Annotated in this window: 11 protein-coding genes; 4 read left to right on the top strand and 7 right to left on the bottom strand. The window is 68.8% G+C overall.

Annotation, left to right across the window (positions count from 1 at the left end; translation table 11 throughout):
* Positions 1–131 precede the first annotated feature (131 nt).
* The 4 genes from MILUP08_RS21380 (at position 132) to MILUP08_RS21400 (ending at position 2,537) form a co-directional block, all read left to right on the top strand.
* The gene (locus MILUP08_RS21380) at positions 132–530 is read left to right on the top strand and encodes a hypothetical protein (RefSeq protein WP_007461457.1); all 399 of its coding nucleotides are present in this window, start codon (positions 132–134) and stop codon (positions 528–530) included.
* Complete coding sequence (locus tag MILUP08_RS21385; RefSeq protein ID WP_007461459.1) at positions 517–837, top strand: type VII secretion target; 321 nt, start codon at positions 517–519, stop codon at positions 835–837. The genes MILUP08_RS21380 and MILUP08_RS21385 overlap by 14 nt, the downstream gene beginning before the upstream one ends.
* Positions 838–1,080: 243 nt before the next feature.
* The gene (locus MILUP08_RS36845) at positions 1,081–2,148 is read left to right on the top strand and encodes a WXG100 family type VII secretion target (RefSeq protein WP_475029523.1); all 1,068 of its coding nucleotides are present in this window, start codon (positions 1,081–1,083) and stop codon (positions 2,146–2,148) included.
* Positions 2,145–2,537: a hypothetical protein gene (locus MILUP08_RS21400; protein ID WP_007461463.1), complete on the top strand. Its 393-nt coding sequence runs from the start codon at positions 2,145–2,147 to the stop codon at positions 2,535–2,537. The genes MILUP08_RS36845 and MILUP08_RS21400 overlap by 4 nt, the downstream gene beginning before the upstream one ends.
* Positions 2,538–2,985: 448 nt before the next feature.
* Here the strand turns inward: MILUP08_RS21400 and MILUP08_RS21405 are convergent, their stop codons facing one another.
* The 7 genes from MILUP08_RS21405 to MILUP08_RS21440 all read right to left on the bottom strand — a co-directional run bounded on the left by MILUP08_RS21405 (position 2,986) and on the right by MILUP08_RS21440 (position 15,251).
* Positions 2,986–3,336 (bottom strand): hypothetical protein, encoded by a 351-nt coding sequence (locus MILUP08_RS21405; RefSeq protein WP_039906391.1) that lies wholly within the window; start codon positions 3,334–3,336, stop codon positions 2,986–2,988.
* A gap of 95 nt (positions 3,337–3,431) precedes the next feature.
* Entirely contained in the window at positions 3,432–3,881 is a 450-nt protein-coding gene (locus MILUP08_RS21410) for a VOC family protein (RefSeq protein ID WP_007461467.1), read from the bottom strand.
* A 480-nt stretch (positions 3,882–4,361) separates the two neighbouring features.
* Entirely contained in the window at positions 4,362–4,613 is a 252-nt protein-coding gene (locus MILUP08_RS21420; protein ID WP_007461470.1) for a hypothetical protein, read from the bottom strand.
* On the bottom strand, positions 4,613–4,918 hold the full coding sequence (locus MILUP08_RS21425) for a DivIVA domain-containing protein (protein ID WP_007461472.1): 306 nt from the start codon (positions 4,916–4,918) through the stop codon (positions 4,613–4,615). The genes MILUP08_RS21420 and MILUP08_RS21425 overlap by 1 nt, the downstream gene beginning before the upstream one ends.
* 408 nt (positions 4,919–5,326) lie before the next feature.
* On the bottom strand, positions 5,327–6,592 hold the full coding sequence (locus MILUP08_RS21430) for a serine/threonine-protein kinase (RefSeq protein WP_007461476.1): 1,266 nt from the start codon (positions 6,590–6,592) through the stop codon (positions 5,327–5,329).
* Between the two features lie 50 nt (positions 6,593–6,642).
* A complete protein-coding gene (locus MILUP08_RS21435; protein WP_007461478.1) occupies positions 6,643–8,826 on the bottom strand; it encodes a UvrD-helicase domain-containing protein in 2,184 nt (727 codons plus the stop codon).
* Positions 8,823–15,251, bottom strand: a complete 6,429-nt coding sequence (locus MILUP08_RS21440) for a DEAD/DEAH box helicase (protein ID WP_007461480.1) — start codon at positions 15,249–15,251, stop codon at positions 8,823–8,825. Before MILUP08_RS21440 ends, MILUP08_RS21435 begins: the two co-directional genes overlap by 4 nt.
* Positions 15,252–15,498 lie beyond the last annotated feature (247 nt).

Below are 15,498 nucleotides of genomic sequence, written 5' to 3' on the forward strand. Positions count from 1 at the left end.
TTTGGTGGTCGAATCGTCGGTCGGTGCGGCGTCCGTCCCCGTGCAGGGGCACACACGCAGCGCCACCGGTTGATAACGTGCCGGTGATCCCGCCGGTCGCCGCCGGCAGCGGTCCCCTGGGGAGGGTCACCATGTGGGCGGATGAGGCCGCGCTCGACGCGGCGGGACGCCGGCTCGACGAGTGGGAGTCGTCGCTGGCCGAACGGGCCGAACGCGCCAAGACGTTGTCGGCGCGGATGTGGGAGCTGACCGGCACCGCCCACAACGCCGACCGGACCGTCAACGTCACCGTCGACTCGGCTGGCCTGCTGATCGATCTGCGGCTCGACGAGCGCACCCGGCAACAGTCCGCGGCGCACACCGCCCGCCAGATCCTGGACACCACCAGAGCGGCGCGCACCGACCTGCTCCGCCAGGTCCGTGCGGTAACTGTGGAATCCCTCGGCGACGACGCGAGCGCCCGGGCCATCATCGACTCGTACCGCGACCGGCTGGCTGGTGACCAGGGGCCGAGCGATGCCGACCGGTGACGGCATCCAGGTCGACCCGGACGACCTGACCGCCCACGCCGCCCGCCTCGACCGCTGCGGCGGCAACCTCGACACCGCCCAACAGGCAGGCCGGCACGTCCGGCTGGGCACCGACGCCTACGGTCAGCTCTGCGCGCTGATGCCGACACTGCTCGACGGCCTCCAGCGGACCCTGGTCGACGGCATCGGCGCCGCCGCCACGTCGGTGCGGGACACCGCCGGCAAGCTGCGGGCCGGGGCAGACCGCTACCGACACTCCGACGCCCACGCCCAGCACCGGCTCGACGGGGTGCGGCAGCGCCCGTGACGTCCAACCCGCTCGTCGCCACCGCAGCGGACACCCCGCCCAGCGCCTGGGCGGGGGTGTGGATCTGCGAGGACATCGAACTCATCGCGCAGGGCGTCCGCAACGGCAGTTGGATCGACGGCAGCCTCGGTGTGGTGACGCGCCGGCCTCGACGCCCTCGCCTTCGTCTCCGACCCGGTCGGCGCCCTGCTCCAGTACGGGATCGCCTGGCTCATCGAGCACGTCAAGCCGCTCAGCGAGGCGCTGGACTGGCTCGCCGGCGACCCGGCACAGATCACCGCACACGCCCAGACTTGGCGCAGCGTCGCCGGCTCCCTCCGCGAGGAAGCCGCCGAGCTGGCTCGCGCCGTCCGCGACGACGTCGGTGGCTGGGGCGGCAGCGCCGGCCCCGCCTACCGCGCCTGGGCCGCCGAACAACAGCAGGCCATCACCGGCCTCGCTCAGGGCGCCGACACCATGGCCGCGATCACCGAGGGCGCCGCCGGCCTGGTGGCCGCCGTCCGGCTCTTGGTCCGCGACGCCGTCGCCACCTGCGTGTCCCGCCTCATCACGTACGCGGGCGAACTCGTCGTCACCGGCGGCCTGGCCGCACCGCTGGTCGTAGAGCAGGTCACGACGCTTGTGGCGTCCTGGGGGGCGCGGATCGCGCGGCTGTTGCGCGGATTGCTGGCCAGCCTGCGCCGGCTGATCCCGACGGTACGCCGGCTCGGCGACCTCATCGAGAAACTCAAGCAGGCGCTCGGGCGACTCACCCGGCTCGGGCCTTCCGACCGGATGGGACAGCGACGTGACTGGGCCGACCCGAGGACCCGGCCGCTGCCGCCAGAACGGACCCCCGATTCCCACCTCTCCGCTGGCGACCCGGTCTACCACTCCGATCACTCGACGGGCATCGGCTACGACGACTTGACGATGCGGAACTTTGACAAGGTGCGACCACTGGATGGGCACCATGACGTCATCGTGCACGGCACCGACCAGGGATACTTTGTCCCAGGCAAGGTTTCAGCAGACGGAGCGCACATGGACGGAAACGCCACCAACGCGGCTCAGATCGCCGCCGCGGTTCGGGAAAATCCCGCCTATGACGGCGGCCCCCTCCGTCTGGTCTCCTGCTATGCCGGCACCGTCAAGCCCGACGTCGACGCGGTACCACTCGGTCAACAGGTCGCCGACGAACTCGGGGTCAGCGTGCTCGCGCCAACGGCTCGGGTGGGGACCCAGCGATGGGCCGCAGAGCCCCAACCGCCAGTCGTCGAAAGCGGCGGCTCCTGGGAGGTCTTCGTACCACGAGCGAGAGGACACCGATGAAGACTGTGGGGTTCTTTCGAGAACTAGGACCAAACCAGACCGAGGTGTACGTAGAGAGCATCCACGCGCACGTCAACGCGCAGCCGCTGCCCGACGCCGTCCAGGTCGAAGACTATCTACGCCACGGGCATGGCCTCATCGACGTCATGGGCGCGGAGATCGACGTCCTCGGCAGTGGCCGACACCTTGTCGGGGGCGCATCCGTGCTGACGGATGGCGAGTGGCTGTGGCGCGACGACCTTCGCTTCTACCTGGCCACATACCGCGTGCAGCTACCCACGGAATTTCTGGAGACAGTGCGTGGTAATGATTACCGCGTGCCCGATCTCCGAGGAGATCAGCTCCGGCTGGCCGGCGAGGAAGCAACACGGATCCTCGGATACCGCTGACGCCGTACGGGATGACCGGCCAGGGCCAGGCTGGACGCCGACCTGGTCGAGTCGGCAGGCGTCGAACTGCCGGTCGGGGCTGCCGCACAGCAATGGGTCGCGTCAGCCCAGGAGGCTGGCCTCGGCGACCGGGAGTACTCGGCCGTGATCGCGCACAACACCGACACTGCCCGATCAGCCTAAGACCTGGACTGCGGCAGGCCCGCCAGGTGACCGTTGAACTCTTCCTCGCTGCCAAGTACCGCTCGTCATAGGCTCTGCCTGGCGCGGCGGCAACCCGCCACCGTCCGGCTGCATCGGCTACGAAGCGACCTGCACCGGCTCCGTCTCGCAGGGCAGCAAGCAATGCCAGCCGATCGGGAGCTGGTACTCGTCGGTCTCGGGGACCCACTGCGCCTGCCTCGACGGGCCGATCATGCGTTCACCTGGTGTGAACTGCCCGCCAGGTTCAGCGGGGGCGACTCAGCCACTCCCAGGCGTGGCGGAGGCCCACCTGCACCGGGTCGTCACCCGCGGCCTCGGCCCTTCTGGCCGGCGTGTCCTCGCTCGGCTCGTGCATCTCGGCACCGGGTACCGACAGCACGACCCCCCGCTCGTACAGGTCGGCGATCTGCTCCCGGTGGGCGAAGCGGTGGGACTGGTCCGATCCCGGCGGTGCCACGATGATGCCGTGGAAGATGTCCTTCGGTTCGTCGGTCAGCATGTGCTCGACCACGCCGACGGGTGCCGAGTCAACGTCGTAGACCCGGGTGCCGACGGGGAGCGCGAGATACGAGACCTTCGCGCCGAGATCCTCCACAACGTTCACCGTACCCGCCGCGTGATCACCAGGGGTCCGATCACGATGGCTGGTCCGATCATGACCAGGGCTGCCGGCGGTGCCGATCGTCAGGCTCAGGCGGAGGCTGCCCGACCCATCTCGGCGAGGATCCCCGTTCCCTGGCCGAGCTCGATCAGATAGCCGTCCGGGTCGCGCAGGTAGCACCGGATCTCGACGCCATGATCCTTCGGCTCGGTCAGGAACTCCCCACCCCGGGACCGCCACTGCTCATAGACCGCCCGGACGTCGGTCACCCGGACGTTCATCGCGCTGCTGAGCGTGTTCGGATCCGGCGGCGCCTTCGCCTGCACACCCGGCTTGTCGTCGGTCGGACCACCCTCGTCGTTGATCACGATATAGCTGTTGTGGAACCGCAGGATCGCCGGCTGGCGTTCCCGCACCACCGTCGCGCCCAGCACCCGCCGGTAGAACTCCCGGGAACGGTCCACATCCCGCACGATCAGCAGGTGCGTGAGCACCAGCCCACCCTCGGGCTGGAAGTAGTCGGATGCCTCGCTCGCCATCACGCCTCCCCCGGGTCCGGTCGGCAGGGCGTACCCGGGGGAGGCGCCGGCACACCCCCACGGCCACAACGAGTCACCATGACGGCTGCCGGCTGTTACCGTCGGGCCCGTGGCCGCCGACGCCATCCGGCACCGGGTCGGGTCGGCCCGGGTGCTCCCGCGTGAATCTGACCGGGATGACCTCAGTCAGGCCCGATGCCGACGTGACCTGAACGGTGAGTTGGGCGTGCCGCTTCGCCTGGTCGGCTGCGGTAAATGACCCGATATCGAGGATCGCGGCCAGCGGTATCCGCCTGACGTGGGCCTTCGGCCACGGCAGCAATCGCCAGCGCCGGAGGACAAGGTGCTCCTCCTCGGATCTGGCGTCCCAACGCCGAGCGACCATCCCCGCCACCTCCCGTGCGGCGCACGCTAGCGGCCTGATGATCATCACCGCACTCGGCACAGCGGGCAGTTGAGATGCCGGATCGTCTGGTTGTGTCAGCGGCGCAGGCGACGGGAGCAGTCGCCGTCGTGGCCGTCGCGGAGGAGGCAGCGCCGGCCACCAGGCATCAGCAGGTCGCAGAAGACCCGGTGGCGCAGGAACTGCTGGTCCTCCTCGGAGACTGTGGTCTCCCCCGGGTCCGCCATCGGGAGCACCAGCATCCATCGGCCGATCACCCGGGCCAGGCGTTGCGCGGCAGACAGGTCGTTGGCAACTACGGGCAGGTGGACGACGTACCGCCGGCTCATCAGGCCGGACCCTCCTCGTTGCGGGCACCGGCGTGGCTGGCCTGCGAGCGACGCAGGCCGGCCTTGATCCGGGCGGTCTCGCGGCGGCTCTCGGCGAGGGCGGCGTAGACGGCGGCCATGTCGCCGGCGACCCGGTCGAGGAAGGCGTACACGTCGTCGGGGTTCAGACCGCGACGTCCGAGCCCGACCGTCGCGAAGCGGCGCTCACGCACCTGCCACGGCAACAAACTGATGTACGCGGCAAAGCGGTAGGTCGCGTCACCGCCGACTGGGACTGGTCGCTCGTTGCGAGCGTTCATGTCCATCCACCTTCCTGATCGTGGACAGGGCGGGCCCGCTCGCTCATCCGGCGCGGCCGACACAGCCCGCCCTGACGCCGCAGCTTCACTCAGCGGTACGGCATCACGGCTGCTCAGCGAGGGTTGTTCAGGGAAGCACGGCGGCCGTTCGGGGGGACCGGCCGGCCGCCGTGCTGGGATCAGCCTGCGATGAGCAGCAGTGGAGACGCAATGTTTCGGGCGGCGATTTCGCCGATGCGCATTGACTTTCTTTGCTGCAATCTGGGTGAGTTGCAGGAGCGGCTGATGCAGTGTTGCGGGGTGGAACGAGGGAGCGCTCGGATACCCGAAGGCTTGGATCGATCGTGAGCTGTAGCGGTTTGGCGGACGGCCGCCAGGACGGGGGCGGAGACTGTTCCGGGTGAGTTAGCGGAATCAGAGCGGACCGGTGGCGTCGGCGGATTCGCCCATTTCAAGCTGGCAAACCATTGCCTGGTGCCGGCACTCCTCGACAAGATCCTGCTCCTCGTCCGACTGATCAAGGTCTCGGGCGAGCGCTGCGAACGCGTGATGGGCCTGCCGGAAGTCACCTGCGAGCATCAGGAGGTTCGCGAGATCCACTCGTAGCGCCACGATCTCGGTGCCGAGCCGCTCGCCACCTTGGGGCACCATGCGGAGGGCCCGCTCCACCATCTCGGCTGCCTGCACGAAACGCTCGTTCTCAGCGAGTTCCCTTGCCTGCGCCCGTAATTCCACCAGGTTCTGCGGGGATCTCTGCGGCGGAACCGGGGCGGGGGCGGCGTGCGGGGCAGTGCTGGAGAACGTGTTGTCCGCTCGGGCGGCTACCAGGCCCGGAGAGTCGCCGTCGTCGAGGAAAGGCTTCAGGAGCTGACGAACCTCGCCAGCCGATGCTGGCCTTTCCGCTGGGTCCTTGGCCAGCAGGCAGTAGACGAGGTGCGCCAGGTCATCGGGAACGTCCGATCGATACTCAGTAATGATGGGAATGGGCGCATCGATATGACGGCGCATCATGTCCGGGGCGTTTGCCGCCTCATACGGAGGGTTCCCACCAAGCATCTCGAAAAGGATGCAGCCCAAGGCGTACAGATCGGCAGCAGGCCCGACAGGGCCACCCTGGGCCTGCTCGGGTGCGATGTAGGCGGGGGTCCCGAGCGTCCGCCCGGTTGCGGTGAGGCGGGATGCTTCGGCCGGGCCGAGCAGCGCAGCCACACCGAAATCGAGCACCTTGACCACCCTCGACGGGGTGATCATGAGGTTCTGCGGCTTCAGGTCGCGGTGTACGAGGGAGGCGGCGTGGGCGGCCGCGAGCACCGAACAGACCTGCGCGGCAATGGAAGCCGCCTCGCCGACGGGCAGACGTTCCTGCTCGGCGATGTGGTCGGCGAGGACGATCCCCGGCACGAGCTGCATGACGAGGAAGAGGTCTTCACCGTGCACGCCCAGGTCGTGCACGGCCGGCACGCCGGGATGGTCGAGCCGGGCGGTTGCTCTCGCCTCCCGCCGGAAGCGCTTGCCCGCCGTCTCACGCTCGTCCTCCGGCACCTCCAACTGCCGGAGAAACTTGATCGCCACCGGCCGGTCGAGTCGCTCGTCGAAGCCGGCCCAGACCTGGCCCATTCCTCCGCGACCGACCGGATACGTCAACTCGTACCGATCACCGACACGATCCCCCGCCTGCACCTACAGCCTCCCCCGCATCCCACGCCGACCCCGCTGAGCAGGAGCGGCAATCAGGCTAGCTGTCGCTGCACGAGCCGCCCGGTCAGGAACGGACTGGGCGTGCCGTGCCAGAACACCGCAAGCTCGTCGCGCGCACGGGTGGCGGCGACGAAAAGCAACGACCGGTCACGCTGGCGTTCGCGCTGGTAGCGCTTCGGGTCGGTGTCCCGGTACCTGCTGATCATCTGCCGAGGCACCAGGCCGTCACTGACCCCAGCGATGATCATGCGCTGGTACTCGAGGCCCTTGAACCGGTGCATCGTGCCGATGTGCACGCCGTCAGGGCGCTTCGGGCCGTCCGGGCCGATCTCCACCACTTCCAGACCATCAGCCTCCAGCCGGGTGATGACGTCCGCCGCCAGGTCCTTGGTCGGTACGCAGATGGCAACCGAGCCGTCCGTCGGACTGCCCCAACTGCGCAACTGCTCGACGATCAGGTCTCGCTCCTGGGCCCACGTCCCGGCACCACGGAATACGGGTCGGCCACCACGCAGCAGCGACCGGTAACCGGCCAGATCCTCCTCACCGCCGTCAAGGTCGTCGTACACCTCCCCGGTCATGATCTGCAGGGCGTCGGCGAGGATCTGCCGGGTCGTGCGGTAGCTCAGGGTGAGCCGGGACGACCGACCACGGATGTTGACGCCGAGGCTGCTCAACGTGACGTGGTTGTCGTAGATGCGCTGGTGGGTGTCGCCGGTGAGGAACATGTCATCCGGGCCAGGAGCGACCATGGCGCGCAGCATCTTCCAGTGGGCCGCGCTGAGATCCTGCGCCTCGTCGACCACCACGTGGCGGTAGCGCGGCCGGTAGAACCCGCCGGACGATTCGCCGGCGACACCGGTGTTCTGGGCGGTGCGGTCCATCTCGAGGCGGGCAGCCCGTTGTGCCACCTGGCGCCACGTCCAGACGCCGCGGTTCTCCAGCCAGGTGGTGAAGCGCTCGGTCAGTTGCCAGATCTGGTCCCGCTCGATCCGCGAGAGACTGCGGCCGCGGTTGGGACGGCGCGCCTTGAAGTAGTCCGTCCGCGAGTTGAGCACCTGACCGAGGATCACCTGGGTCCACTCAGCGGCAAGGAACTCAGCCTCCCAGGCAGTCTCGCCGGTCTCGATAAGGAACTCGTCCCACAGCTCAAGGACTCGATTGTCGTCCACCACGCGGCGGCTGCCACCTGCCTTGGCTTCTGCCACCACCCTGCTGGCCAACCGGTCGATGTTGACGATGTCGACACGCGACACCAGCTCCTGCCCGCCCAACGCCATGAGCCGGGTCCGCAGGTCGGCCGCCAGATTCCGGTTGAAGGTGGTGAGCAGGATCGGCTTGTCCGCTCCGTCTGGCAACTGCCGGGCGAGGTGCGCCACGCGGTGCAGGGCGACGATCGTCTTGCCGGTGCCCGGGCCACCACCGACCCGTGCCGGGCCGTTGTAGCGGCGCTCGACCAGCTTGCGCTGAGTGGGGTGCAGGAAGATCTGCCACCGCTCGAAGGCCTCGCCGAGCATCGCCTGCAATGCCTCGTCGTCGGTGGTCACCTGCGTGGCGGGCCGTTCCACTGCCGCCTCGAAGTCCTCGGGGTCGACCGGCTCGTCGGCGCGGACCGGGTCCGTGACCTGTTGCAGCACGTCGTCGTAAGGGGTGCCGTCGAAGAGCGCGAAGAGCACGTCGGTGGTGAGCTGCGGCGCCCTGTCCAGCAGTTCCAGCAGCTCGGCCTCGATGGTCAGTTCCCGGATCTGTGGTAGCAGCGGCTCGGATACGCCGAGATCCAGCAGCTGGGAGTCGGTGTACGTGTCGAAGAGCGGTTTCTGCGCGGGCTCCGGTTCCACATCCGGCGGCACTACGCGACCGATGATGCTGTCACCAACGGGCGCCATGTCGATGACCTCGATGCCGCCGGTGATCCGGTTGATGCGGTACGCATACCGGGAGAGGTCGTCGTACACCTCACCGCGGTGCTTGACCGCGACGAGCAGGTAGTCGCGCTCGGAGATGTGCAGCAGGAGCGCGCGATAGTCCTTGTTGACCCGGGCAGACATCAGCCGGGAGTCGCTGTTCAGCGCCTTCAGGTTGAGCCCCGGGTTCTCCGGGTTGTGCCGGAACTTGTGCATGAACTCGTAGACCGCTCCGATGTCGGCGCGGGTGAGCTTCATGACCTCCTTGTCTGCGCGATCCAGCATCCGCAGGGTTGTTGCTCCGGTGCTCATCGACGTTCTCCCCCGCTCGTCGCCTTGATCTCTGCGGCCAACTCGTCGACCGACCACTCCCGAGCGGTACGGGCATGCCAGCCCGCTTCCGCATACGCCCGGTCGCGATCTTCCGTCTCCGGATCGTCGGACGGACCGGTGAGCACGATCGCGATCCGTCGGTCGGGCCAGGCCAACTCAGCCTGCCAGCCCTGGTCGCCCAGCTCGTAGCCGACGACCGGTGCGGGCAGATCCTGCCGTGCGAGCTGCTGAACCAGCTGATCCAAGGTGTTCTCGGCCGGGTCCAGGTAACGCAGGACTTCCCGCCACGGCGACTCCGTGTCGAGCGTTTCGGGCTCGGCGACCGCCGGCTGCGCCGCGACGCCAAGCCACGTTGCCGTCTCCTCGTCAAGCGGCAACGCGCGTTGAGCCAGCACGAACCCCGTGCCCTCAGTGACCGCCATTGAGGCCGGCTCGAAGGCTTCAAGTGTGGACACGGCGAGCTGACCCGCATCGCCGCCACCATTGCCGAGGAACTGGATGACGTTGCCCCAGGCAAGCCACGCGGCCCAGCGGTCCTTGTGGCCCTCATCTGTGACCGCGGCGGGCAGATCATCGATGACGGCGAGAGCTGACATCGTCGGTATCGGTTTGCTGCGCGCGTCGAGGACGATCGTCACCGGGCAGCCCGCATTGTCCTGAGATCGCGCGACCATGATGTGGCGCGCGGTCGACGGGGGCAGAGATTCTCCACGCAGAGCGGCGGTCAACCTCTCCGCGACGCCTACGGAGTCGGTGGTGCTGTTGTCCCGGGCCTGCTTGAGCATGCCCCACAGAGCGGCTTCCGCCCGTCGCTGCCAACGGGTGAGCTCAGGATCGGCAAGGAAGCGCATGAGCTGATCGATCGGATTGACCCAGATCGTCTCCTCAAGCTCTGCGGGATCCACGCCAGGAAGCATGCCGCGGAACTTGTCCCTGGCGGTCTGCTTGCTCAGTCCGCCATACGGCATCCACCGCCCCTGCCCCTCCGCGCTCCCCCAGGTCTTGACGTCGTCCCAGGTCGCGGCGAAAACCAGATAGCCGTGGGCGCGCAGCCGTCCACGTTTCTCCGCGTCGTCCGCGAGCCGGTTGTACTGCGACGACGCGTGATACTTGAAGCCGTCGAGGTAGACAGCCACCTCTGGCGACGGGGCGTCCAGGCGCTTGAAGTGGACGTCGGGCCGGGTGCCTCGAACGGTGTTCTGCAGTTTCATCTGCCAGTGGGTGACGCTCTGGCCGTTGTCCCGAACGAACCGAAGGTCGGCGATGCGGGCACCGTCATGATCGGTGCGCCGGTCGATCCGCAGGCCCGAATTGGGTGCCTCACCGAGCGCCAGCAACTTGGTGAGGAAACGTGCCTCCAACTCGCTCTCCACCTGGTGGATCAGCGAAATCTCGTCAGTGCGGGTGCCCTCCTGGACGTCCCAGTTGTCGAGGAGCTTGTCCAGCATGCCCAACGCCTCGTCACGGCTCATCAGGGCGAAGTGCTCGTTGCGCGCGTGACGGAGGAGACAGCGGTGACACACCGCCCTGCCTTCGTTTCGGCAGACGCAGTCGGCAATGCGCTGCCGCGCGAGCTCCAGGACCGCCCAGAACTCCTCCGGTTTGGCGAGACGGTGCAGATAGCCGGTGCCTTGCGGCTGGGTGTCGTAGACGACCACGAAGTTCCGCGTTCCGTCGCTCTGCCCGTCCGGCATCGTGGCCGACACAGCCTGAAGGTGTGCGGGATCCCCGCCGTACTGTGCGGCGATTCCGAGGCGGATAGCGGCGGCGAACGACGCGATGCGCTCCTGCACGACGGCGGTCGCAGCGGGGATCAGGATGCGCAGCGCCTCGGTCTCCAGCTCGTGGGCGAGGATCAGATCGACGTGGGCGTCCGCAGCGGCGGGCGAGCGGCGGTACGGGCACCAGGGCCGGTGGTGCTCGGCGCCCTTCACGACGGTCGACCCGGAGGCCTCTGCGGCGAGTTGTTGGCTCACCGCGGGGACACCGTCGACCGTGGTCCCGCCGCAGGAGGTGCAGGTGTGGAACCGGTTGATTCGCACCTCCTCGCCCGCGAAGAGTTCAGCCGCCCGGTCGTAGCGCTGCACCCCAAGGTTGAAGTGCCGGATCATCGCGTGCCGGCTGTAGTCGACGCCGAACGTGTCATGAGCGTGCCGCCAGGACGAATCGACCTTGGCGGGGTCCACGTCAACGGCGACAGTGGTGGCGTAGAACCGTCGGTCCCGGTCGTCGCTGTCGTCACGGATGCGGGCGTCGTCGCGCTTGTCGCGGCTCAGCACCCGGGTCGGTTGGAGAACCTGGAACAGCCGGCCGTGATCGGCGATGCCCGGGTCCGCGCATCGCGGGCAGGCGCTGGTGTCCTCCTTGGCGAGGTGGGTGCGGACGTAGCCGCACTGGGCACAGACCCGCCACTGCTCGTACGCCGGCCGGTCCGCTGGGCCGACGTCGAGCCCGGAGATCTCGTGTTTGTAGCCCCGGACGTAGTAGCTGTTGCCAGGGGCGATCTCAACCAGCGCCTGCCGGGCTGGGCGCGCGTACTCGCGAAGTTCGCTGTGGAACCGACGGTCGCCGTCGGTCTTGTCCTCCCAGGTGAGGGTGGCTTCCAGGTCGGTCCGGCTGTCGATGAGCGCATAGTTGGGCAGCAGACCGAACTCGACCAGGGTGCCGTGGGCGGCAGCCGCGCTGACCTCTCGCAGGCGGCGGCGGACCGCACCCTCCTCGGCCTTCAACATCTTGATCTCGCGGGCGTGGTCCGGGTCGCTGGGCACCAGCGTGCCCCGGGCGGTGGCAAGCTCCTGCATCCGTCGACGCAGGTCGGCCAACCGGAACTCCCAGACCTCGTCGGCTTCCTTGACCCGGTGGACGATGCCGTCCACCGCGAACTCACGCAGCTGGTCGGCGGCGGCCCGCAGGACCTTGTCGCCGAAGAGGGCCAGGAATTCCTCCACCAGCCGGCCGCCGTCGCGACGACCAGCCTCGGCGAGGCCCGTCAGCCATCCGGTCGGGCCGAACAGCACGTGCGCCCGCCGTGGCATTGGCAGCACTCCGGCCAGCCGCCCACGGGCGGCCAGGTCGATCAGGTGGGCGAGGTACTGGCGGCGCAGGATCTCCACGGCGGAGAGAAAGCAGCCGGGCGGGACGATCTGGCCGGCGATCATGTCGCGGGGATCGGTGAGGTAGTAGCGATCCCGCTCAGTTCGCCCGACCAGGGTCAGCACGAGCGCATTGCCGCTCTTGCGGCCGGCGCGTCCTGCCCGCTGGACGTAGTTGGCCGGGCCGTGCGGGAGCGACGCCAGCACCACCGCGGAGAGGGCGCCGATGTCGATGCCCATTTCCAGTGTGGGCGTGCAGGAGAGCACGTTGGGGTCGGTGTAGCGCTCGCCTTCGCGGAACTGCTTCTCCACCGTCTCCCGCTGGGCGCGGGTGAGCATGCCGGTGTGTTCGCCGGTGACCACCCGGAACACCGGGCTGTCCAGGTAGAGCCGCCGGTAGTAGTCGTCGGCAGCGGTGTCGTCGTGGGCGGCCTGGAGTTGGCCGCGGCAGCGATACTGTCGGCACGGCTGGCCGATCCAGTCGGCCACCCGGTCGGGGTGCTCGGTCTGCTGCCAGTGGCAGGTGTCGCAGCCGACCCCGGCATTCACGGCGGACGCGTCGTCGAGTCGGGTCACCCGCAGGTGGCCGGGCATCAGCCCGTACACCTTGTTGCCGTCCTCGGTATCGCCAACGGCGACCACGCCTTCTGCGGCGAGGGCCGGCAGCAGTTGGCTGAGGAAGCCGGCGGCGTCCCCGGAGTCGAGGCCAAGGCAGCGCGACGTCCAGTCCTGATACCAGTTGCCGCGCGCGGTGATCACGTCGAATTCCGAGCGAGACTTCGGCGTCGCGAGTAGGAACGCGGGCGCGGACAGGCCCTTCGGGAACGCTGGCATCCCGGCGGGCCGGCCGCCCCAGATCTGCCACCGGGTGCCGCCGCGCCTCAGGTACGGCACCAGCCACTCGTGGAACACCGCACCCCGGGTCCGTAGCCGTTCCAGCAGACCGCGGAGGAAGGCGAGGTAGCGGGCGTCGTCCGGCGCCATTCCGGCCAGGTGACCGGGGCCGGTGAGGTGGACATCGCGGCAGATCGCGGCGGCTCGCGCCGGATCGTCGAGGGCAACCTCAACGGCGACGCTGCGGGTCAACTCCAGGGTGCGGCCCTGCCGGGAACGCAGCCCGGTCTCCATAGCGGTGGCGAAGACAAGCCGCTCGCTGATCAGCTCCCAGGTTTCCCGGCTACCGCTGTGCTCACCGGCGAGCAGGCTGTCGACGCCGGGCTGATCGTGCAGATCCGGCGGCACGACCGTGGAGAGGATCTCCGGTTGCGCCGCCGCCTCTATCATCTTGGCGAACAGGTCGTCCAGCCCGACCGACTGTCCCGACTCCAGCCGGCTGGCGAGAAGGGAACGCAGCGAGAACGAGTAGGACCGGTTCGCGACGAAACCAGCCCGGTGCGCGGCATCCTGCACCGAGTCGTTGAAAAGCAGCGTCTTCTTCTCGGCCTCGTCAAGTTCCCCACCGGTGAAGAGTTGTGTGATCGCCACCGAGGCGAGGGTGGCCAGGCCAGCACCGAGGAAGCGGATGCCGTGGTCCAACTCGCAGGACGGGCAACGGTCCTTCTCGGCGCCGTCGATGTCGAGAACGTCGCCGAGCACGACGACGGCGTCGTCGGTGGGCTCCCGGTCCCGCTGTTCATCGAAGGGCCGCACCCGACGGCCGTACTCCAAGACCAGCAGGCCACGGGAGCGCTGGCGTACCTCGTCCTCGGACGCGGCGATCAGCGCACGGACCCGTCGCTTGTCCCGACCGACGCTGGCGCGGTAGATCTTGTCCGGGTCGGTCTCCAGCTCCTGCGGGTCCTTCTCCGGCGACAACGCCATCCAGCCCGAGCGACCGCAGTGCCGGCAGTAGATGGCCGGCAACCGTGGGTAGCGGTTGTCGGCGACAACCACGTCCGCGTCTGTGGCGTACGGGTCCAGCTCACGTGGCGCTTCGCCGTACCAGCCGAAGGCGGCCTGGTGGGAGGTGCCGCGCAGCAGGCGGGAGACGGCGCGTACCCACAGGTGGGTTTCGATGTTCAGCAGAGGGCGGCCGGGAGCCTCCGGGTTCTGCGCGACGGAGAGCAGGCCGACGAACCGCGCGAGAGCCTTCGCCGTAATCTCGGGCGGGGTCTTCATCACGCTGCCCCAGCCAGTGGCGTTCTTCCGGGGCAGCACGTCGATGATCTCGTCGAGGGTGCACGGCCGCGCTTGGAGCGAGTCGAGCACCGCCTTCGTCAACGGATGCTGACGGAGCAGGTCACCGAGGCGTGCCGGGTCATTGAGGCAGGGCTCGCCGAGGACCAGCTCGGTGACCTTGGCCATCATCTCCTCGGGGTCGCGGTCGTCGACGGCCGCGAGCTGCTCCGGGGTGGGCAGTGGCAGGCTGAAGTCCTGCCGGGCGATGAACTCGCCGGCCTCGTAGCGGTCCTCCCCCACCAGCGATCCCGCGTCGAAGGCGACGCCGAAGACCTGCTCGGCGACCTCACGGATCGCGGTACGACCGTCCCGCCCACCGCCCTCACCGAGCGTGGCGGAGGTGGCCACGGGACAGATCGGCCCGAGCGGCCGCTCCGGCTCGTCGAGGTTGAGCGCGGCGGCGAGCCGGCGCAGCAGCATCGCCACGTCCGTGCCCTGCGCGCCGTCGTAGGTGTGGAACTCGTCCAGCACCACGTACGCCGGCTCGGCGCCCTCCCAGAGCGGCAGGTCGTCGGCGCGCTGGAGCAGCAGGTCCAACATCTTGTAGTTGGTGATCAGGATGTCCGGCGGGGTGCGCCGCATCTCCGACCGCTTGGTGAACACATGCGGGTACTCGATGGCTGCGACATCGCCGATGTAGAGACCGGCCGTGACCTGGCTGAGCGCCGGGTCGGAGAGCAGCTCGTTGATGCGCTGCGTCTGGTCCGTCGCGAGGGCGTTCATCGGGTAGAGCAGGATCGCCTTGACGCCAGCTTTGCCCTGCTGCTTCTGCCGCCGGCAGTGGTCGAGCACCGGGATCAGGAACGACTCCGTCTTACCCGAGCCGGTGCCGGTGGTGATCAAGGTCGGCTGGGCCGCCCTGCCCTTCGTCGACAACCGGGCGAATGCGTTCGCCTGGTGCAGGTAAGGGGTGAAGCCGGCCGGCGCCCAGTCCAGGTCCGCCCGCCAGTCCCCCTCCGCCGGGCGGAAGGGGGTGCGGATCCGCAGGTAAGGGCCGCGGAAGATGCCCTGCTCCGGGTGGGAGAGGAAGCCCTCCAAGCCCTGGCGTACGCCGTCCTCGGTCAGGCCGAAGGTGGTGGTCAGGTACTGGGTGAGGGTCCGACGCAGGGTGTCGGCAGCGATGGTCGGCCTCATGAGCGGATCACTGCCGCATGCTACTTCACCCCTTACCGGGGTTGACCTGCCGAACCGGCCGAGTTCGCAGAGCGAGTCGGATTCGCGACACCGGACAAGGCCGCAGCCGGCGAGGCCCGCGGCGCGACCGGATCCAGGCGGCGGGTCGGCACGATGCGCGCATGAGCTCAGAGGCGGTTGGCAGGCACATGCCCAGGGTCGTGACGCTCGATGATCTCACCGCGATGATGGCCGCGGACGGACACCA

Source organism: Micromonospora lupini str. Lupac 08 (assembly GCF_000297395.2).
GTDB classification, from domain to species: Bacteria; Actinomycetota; Actinomycetes; order Mycobacteriales; family Micromonosporaceae; genus Micromonospora; species Micromonospora lupini.

What these genes read in the sequence shown, in the direction of transcription:
- MILUP08_RS21380 (WP_007461457.1), top strand. Translation starts at nt 132, where the DNA reads ATGTGGGCGGATGAGGCCGCGCTCGACGCGGCGGGACGCCGGCTCGAC.
- MILUP08_RS21420 (WP_007461470.1), bottom strand. Translation starts at nt 4,613, where the DNA reads ATGAGCCGGCGGTACGTCGTCCACCTGCCCGTAGTTGCCAACGACCTG.
- MILUP08_RS21440 (WP_007461480.1), bottom strand. Translation starts at nt 15,251, where the DNA reads ATGAGGCCGACCATCGCTGCCGACACCCTGCGTCGGACCCTCACCCAG.
- MILUP08_RS21410 (WP_007461467.1), bottom strand. Translation starts at nt 3,881, where the DNA reads ATGGCGAGCGAGGCATCCGACTACTTCCAGCCCGAGGGTGGGCTGGTG.
- MILUP08_RS21385 (WP_007461459.1), top strand. Translation starts at nt 517, where the DNA reads ATGCCGACCGGTGACGGCATCCAGGTCGACCCGGACGACCTGACCGCC.
- MILUP08_RS21435 (WP_007461478.1), bottom strand. Translation starts at nt 8,826, where the DNA reads ATGAGCACCGGAGCAACAACCCTGCGGATGCTGGATCGCGCAGACAAG.
- MILUP08_RS21400 (WP_007461463.1), top strand. Translation starts at nt 2,145, where the DNA reads ATGAAGACTGTGGGGTTCTTTCGAGAACTAGGACCAAACCAGACCGAG.
- MILUP08_RS21425 (WP_007461472.1), bottom strand. Translation starts at nt 4,918, where the DNA reads ATGGACATGAACGCTCGCAACGAGCGACCAGTCCCAGTCGGCGGTGAC.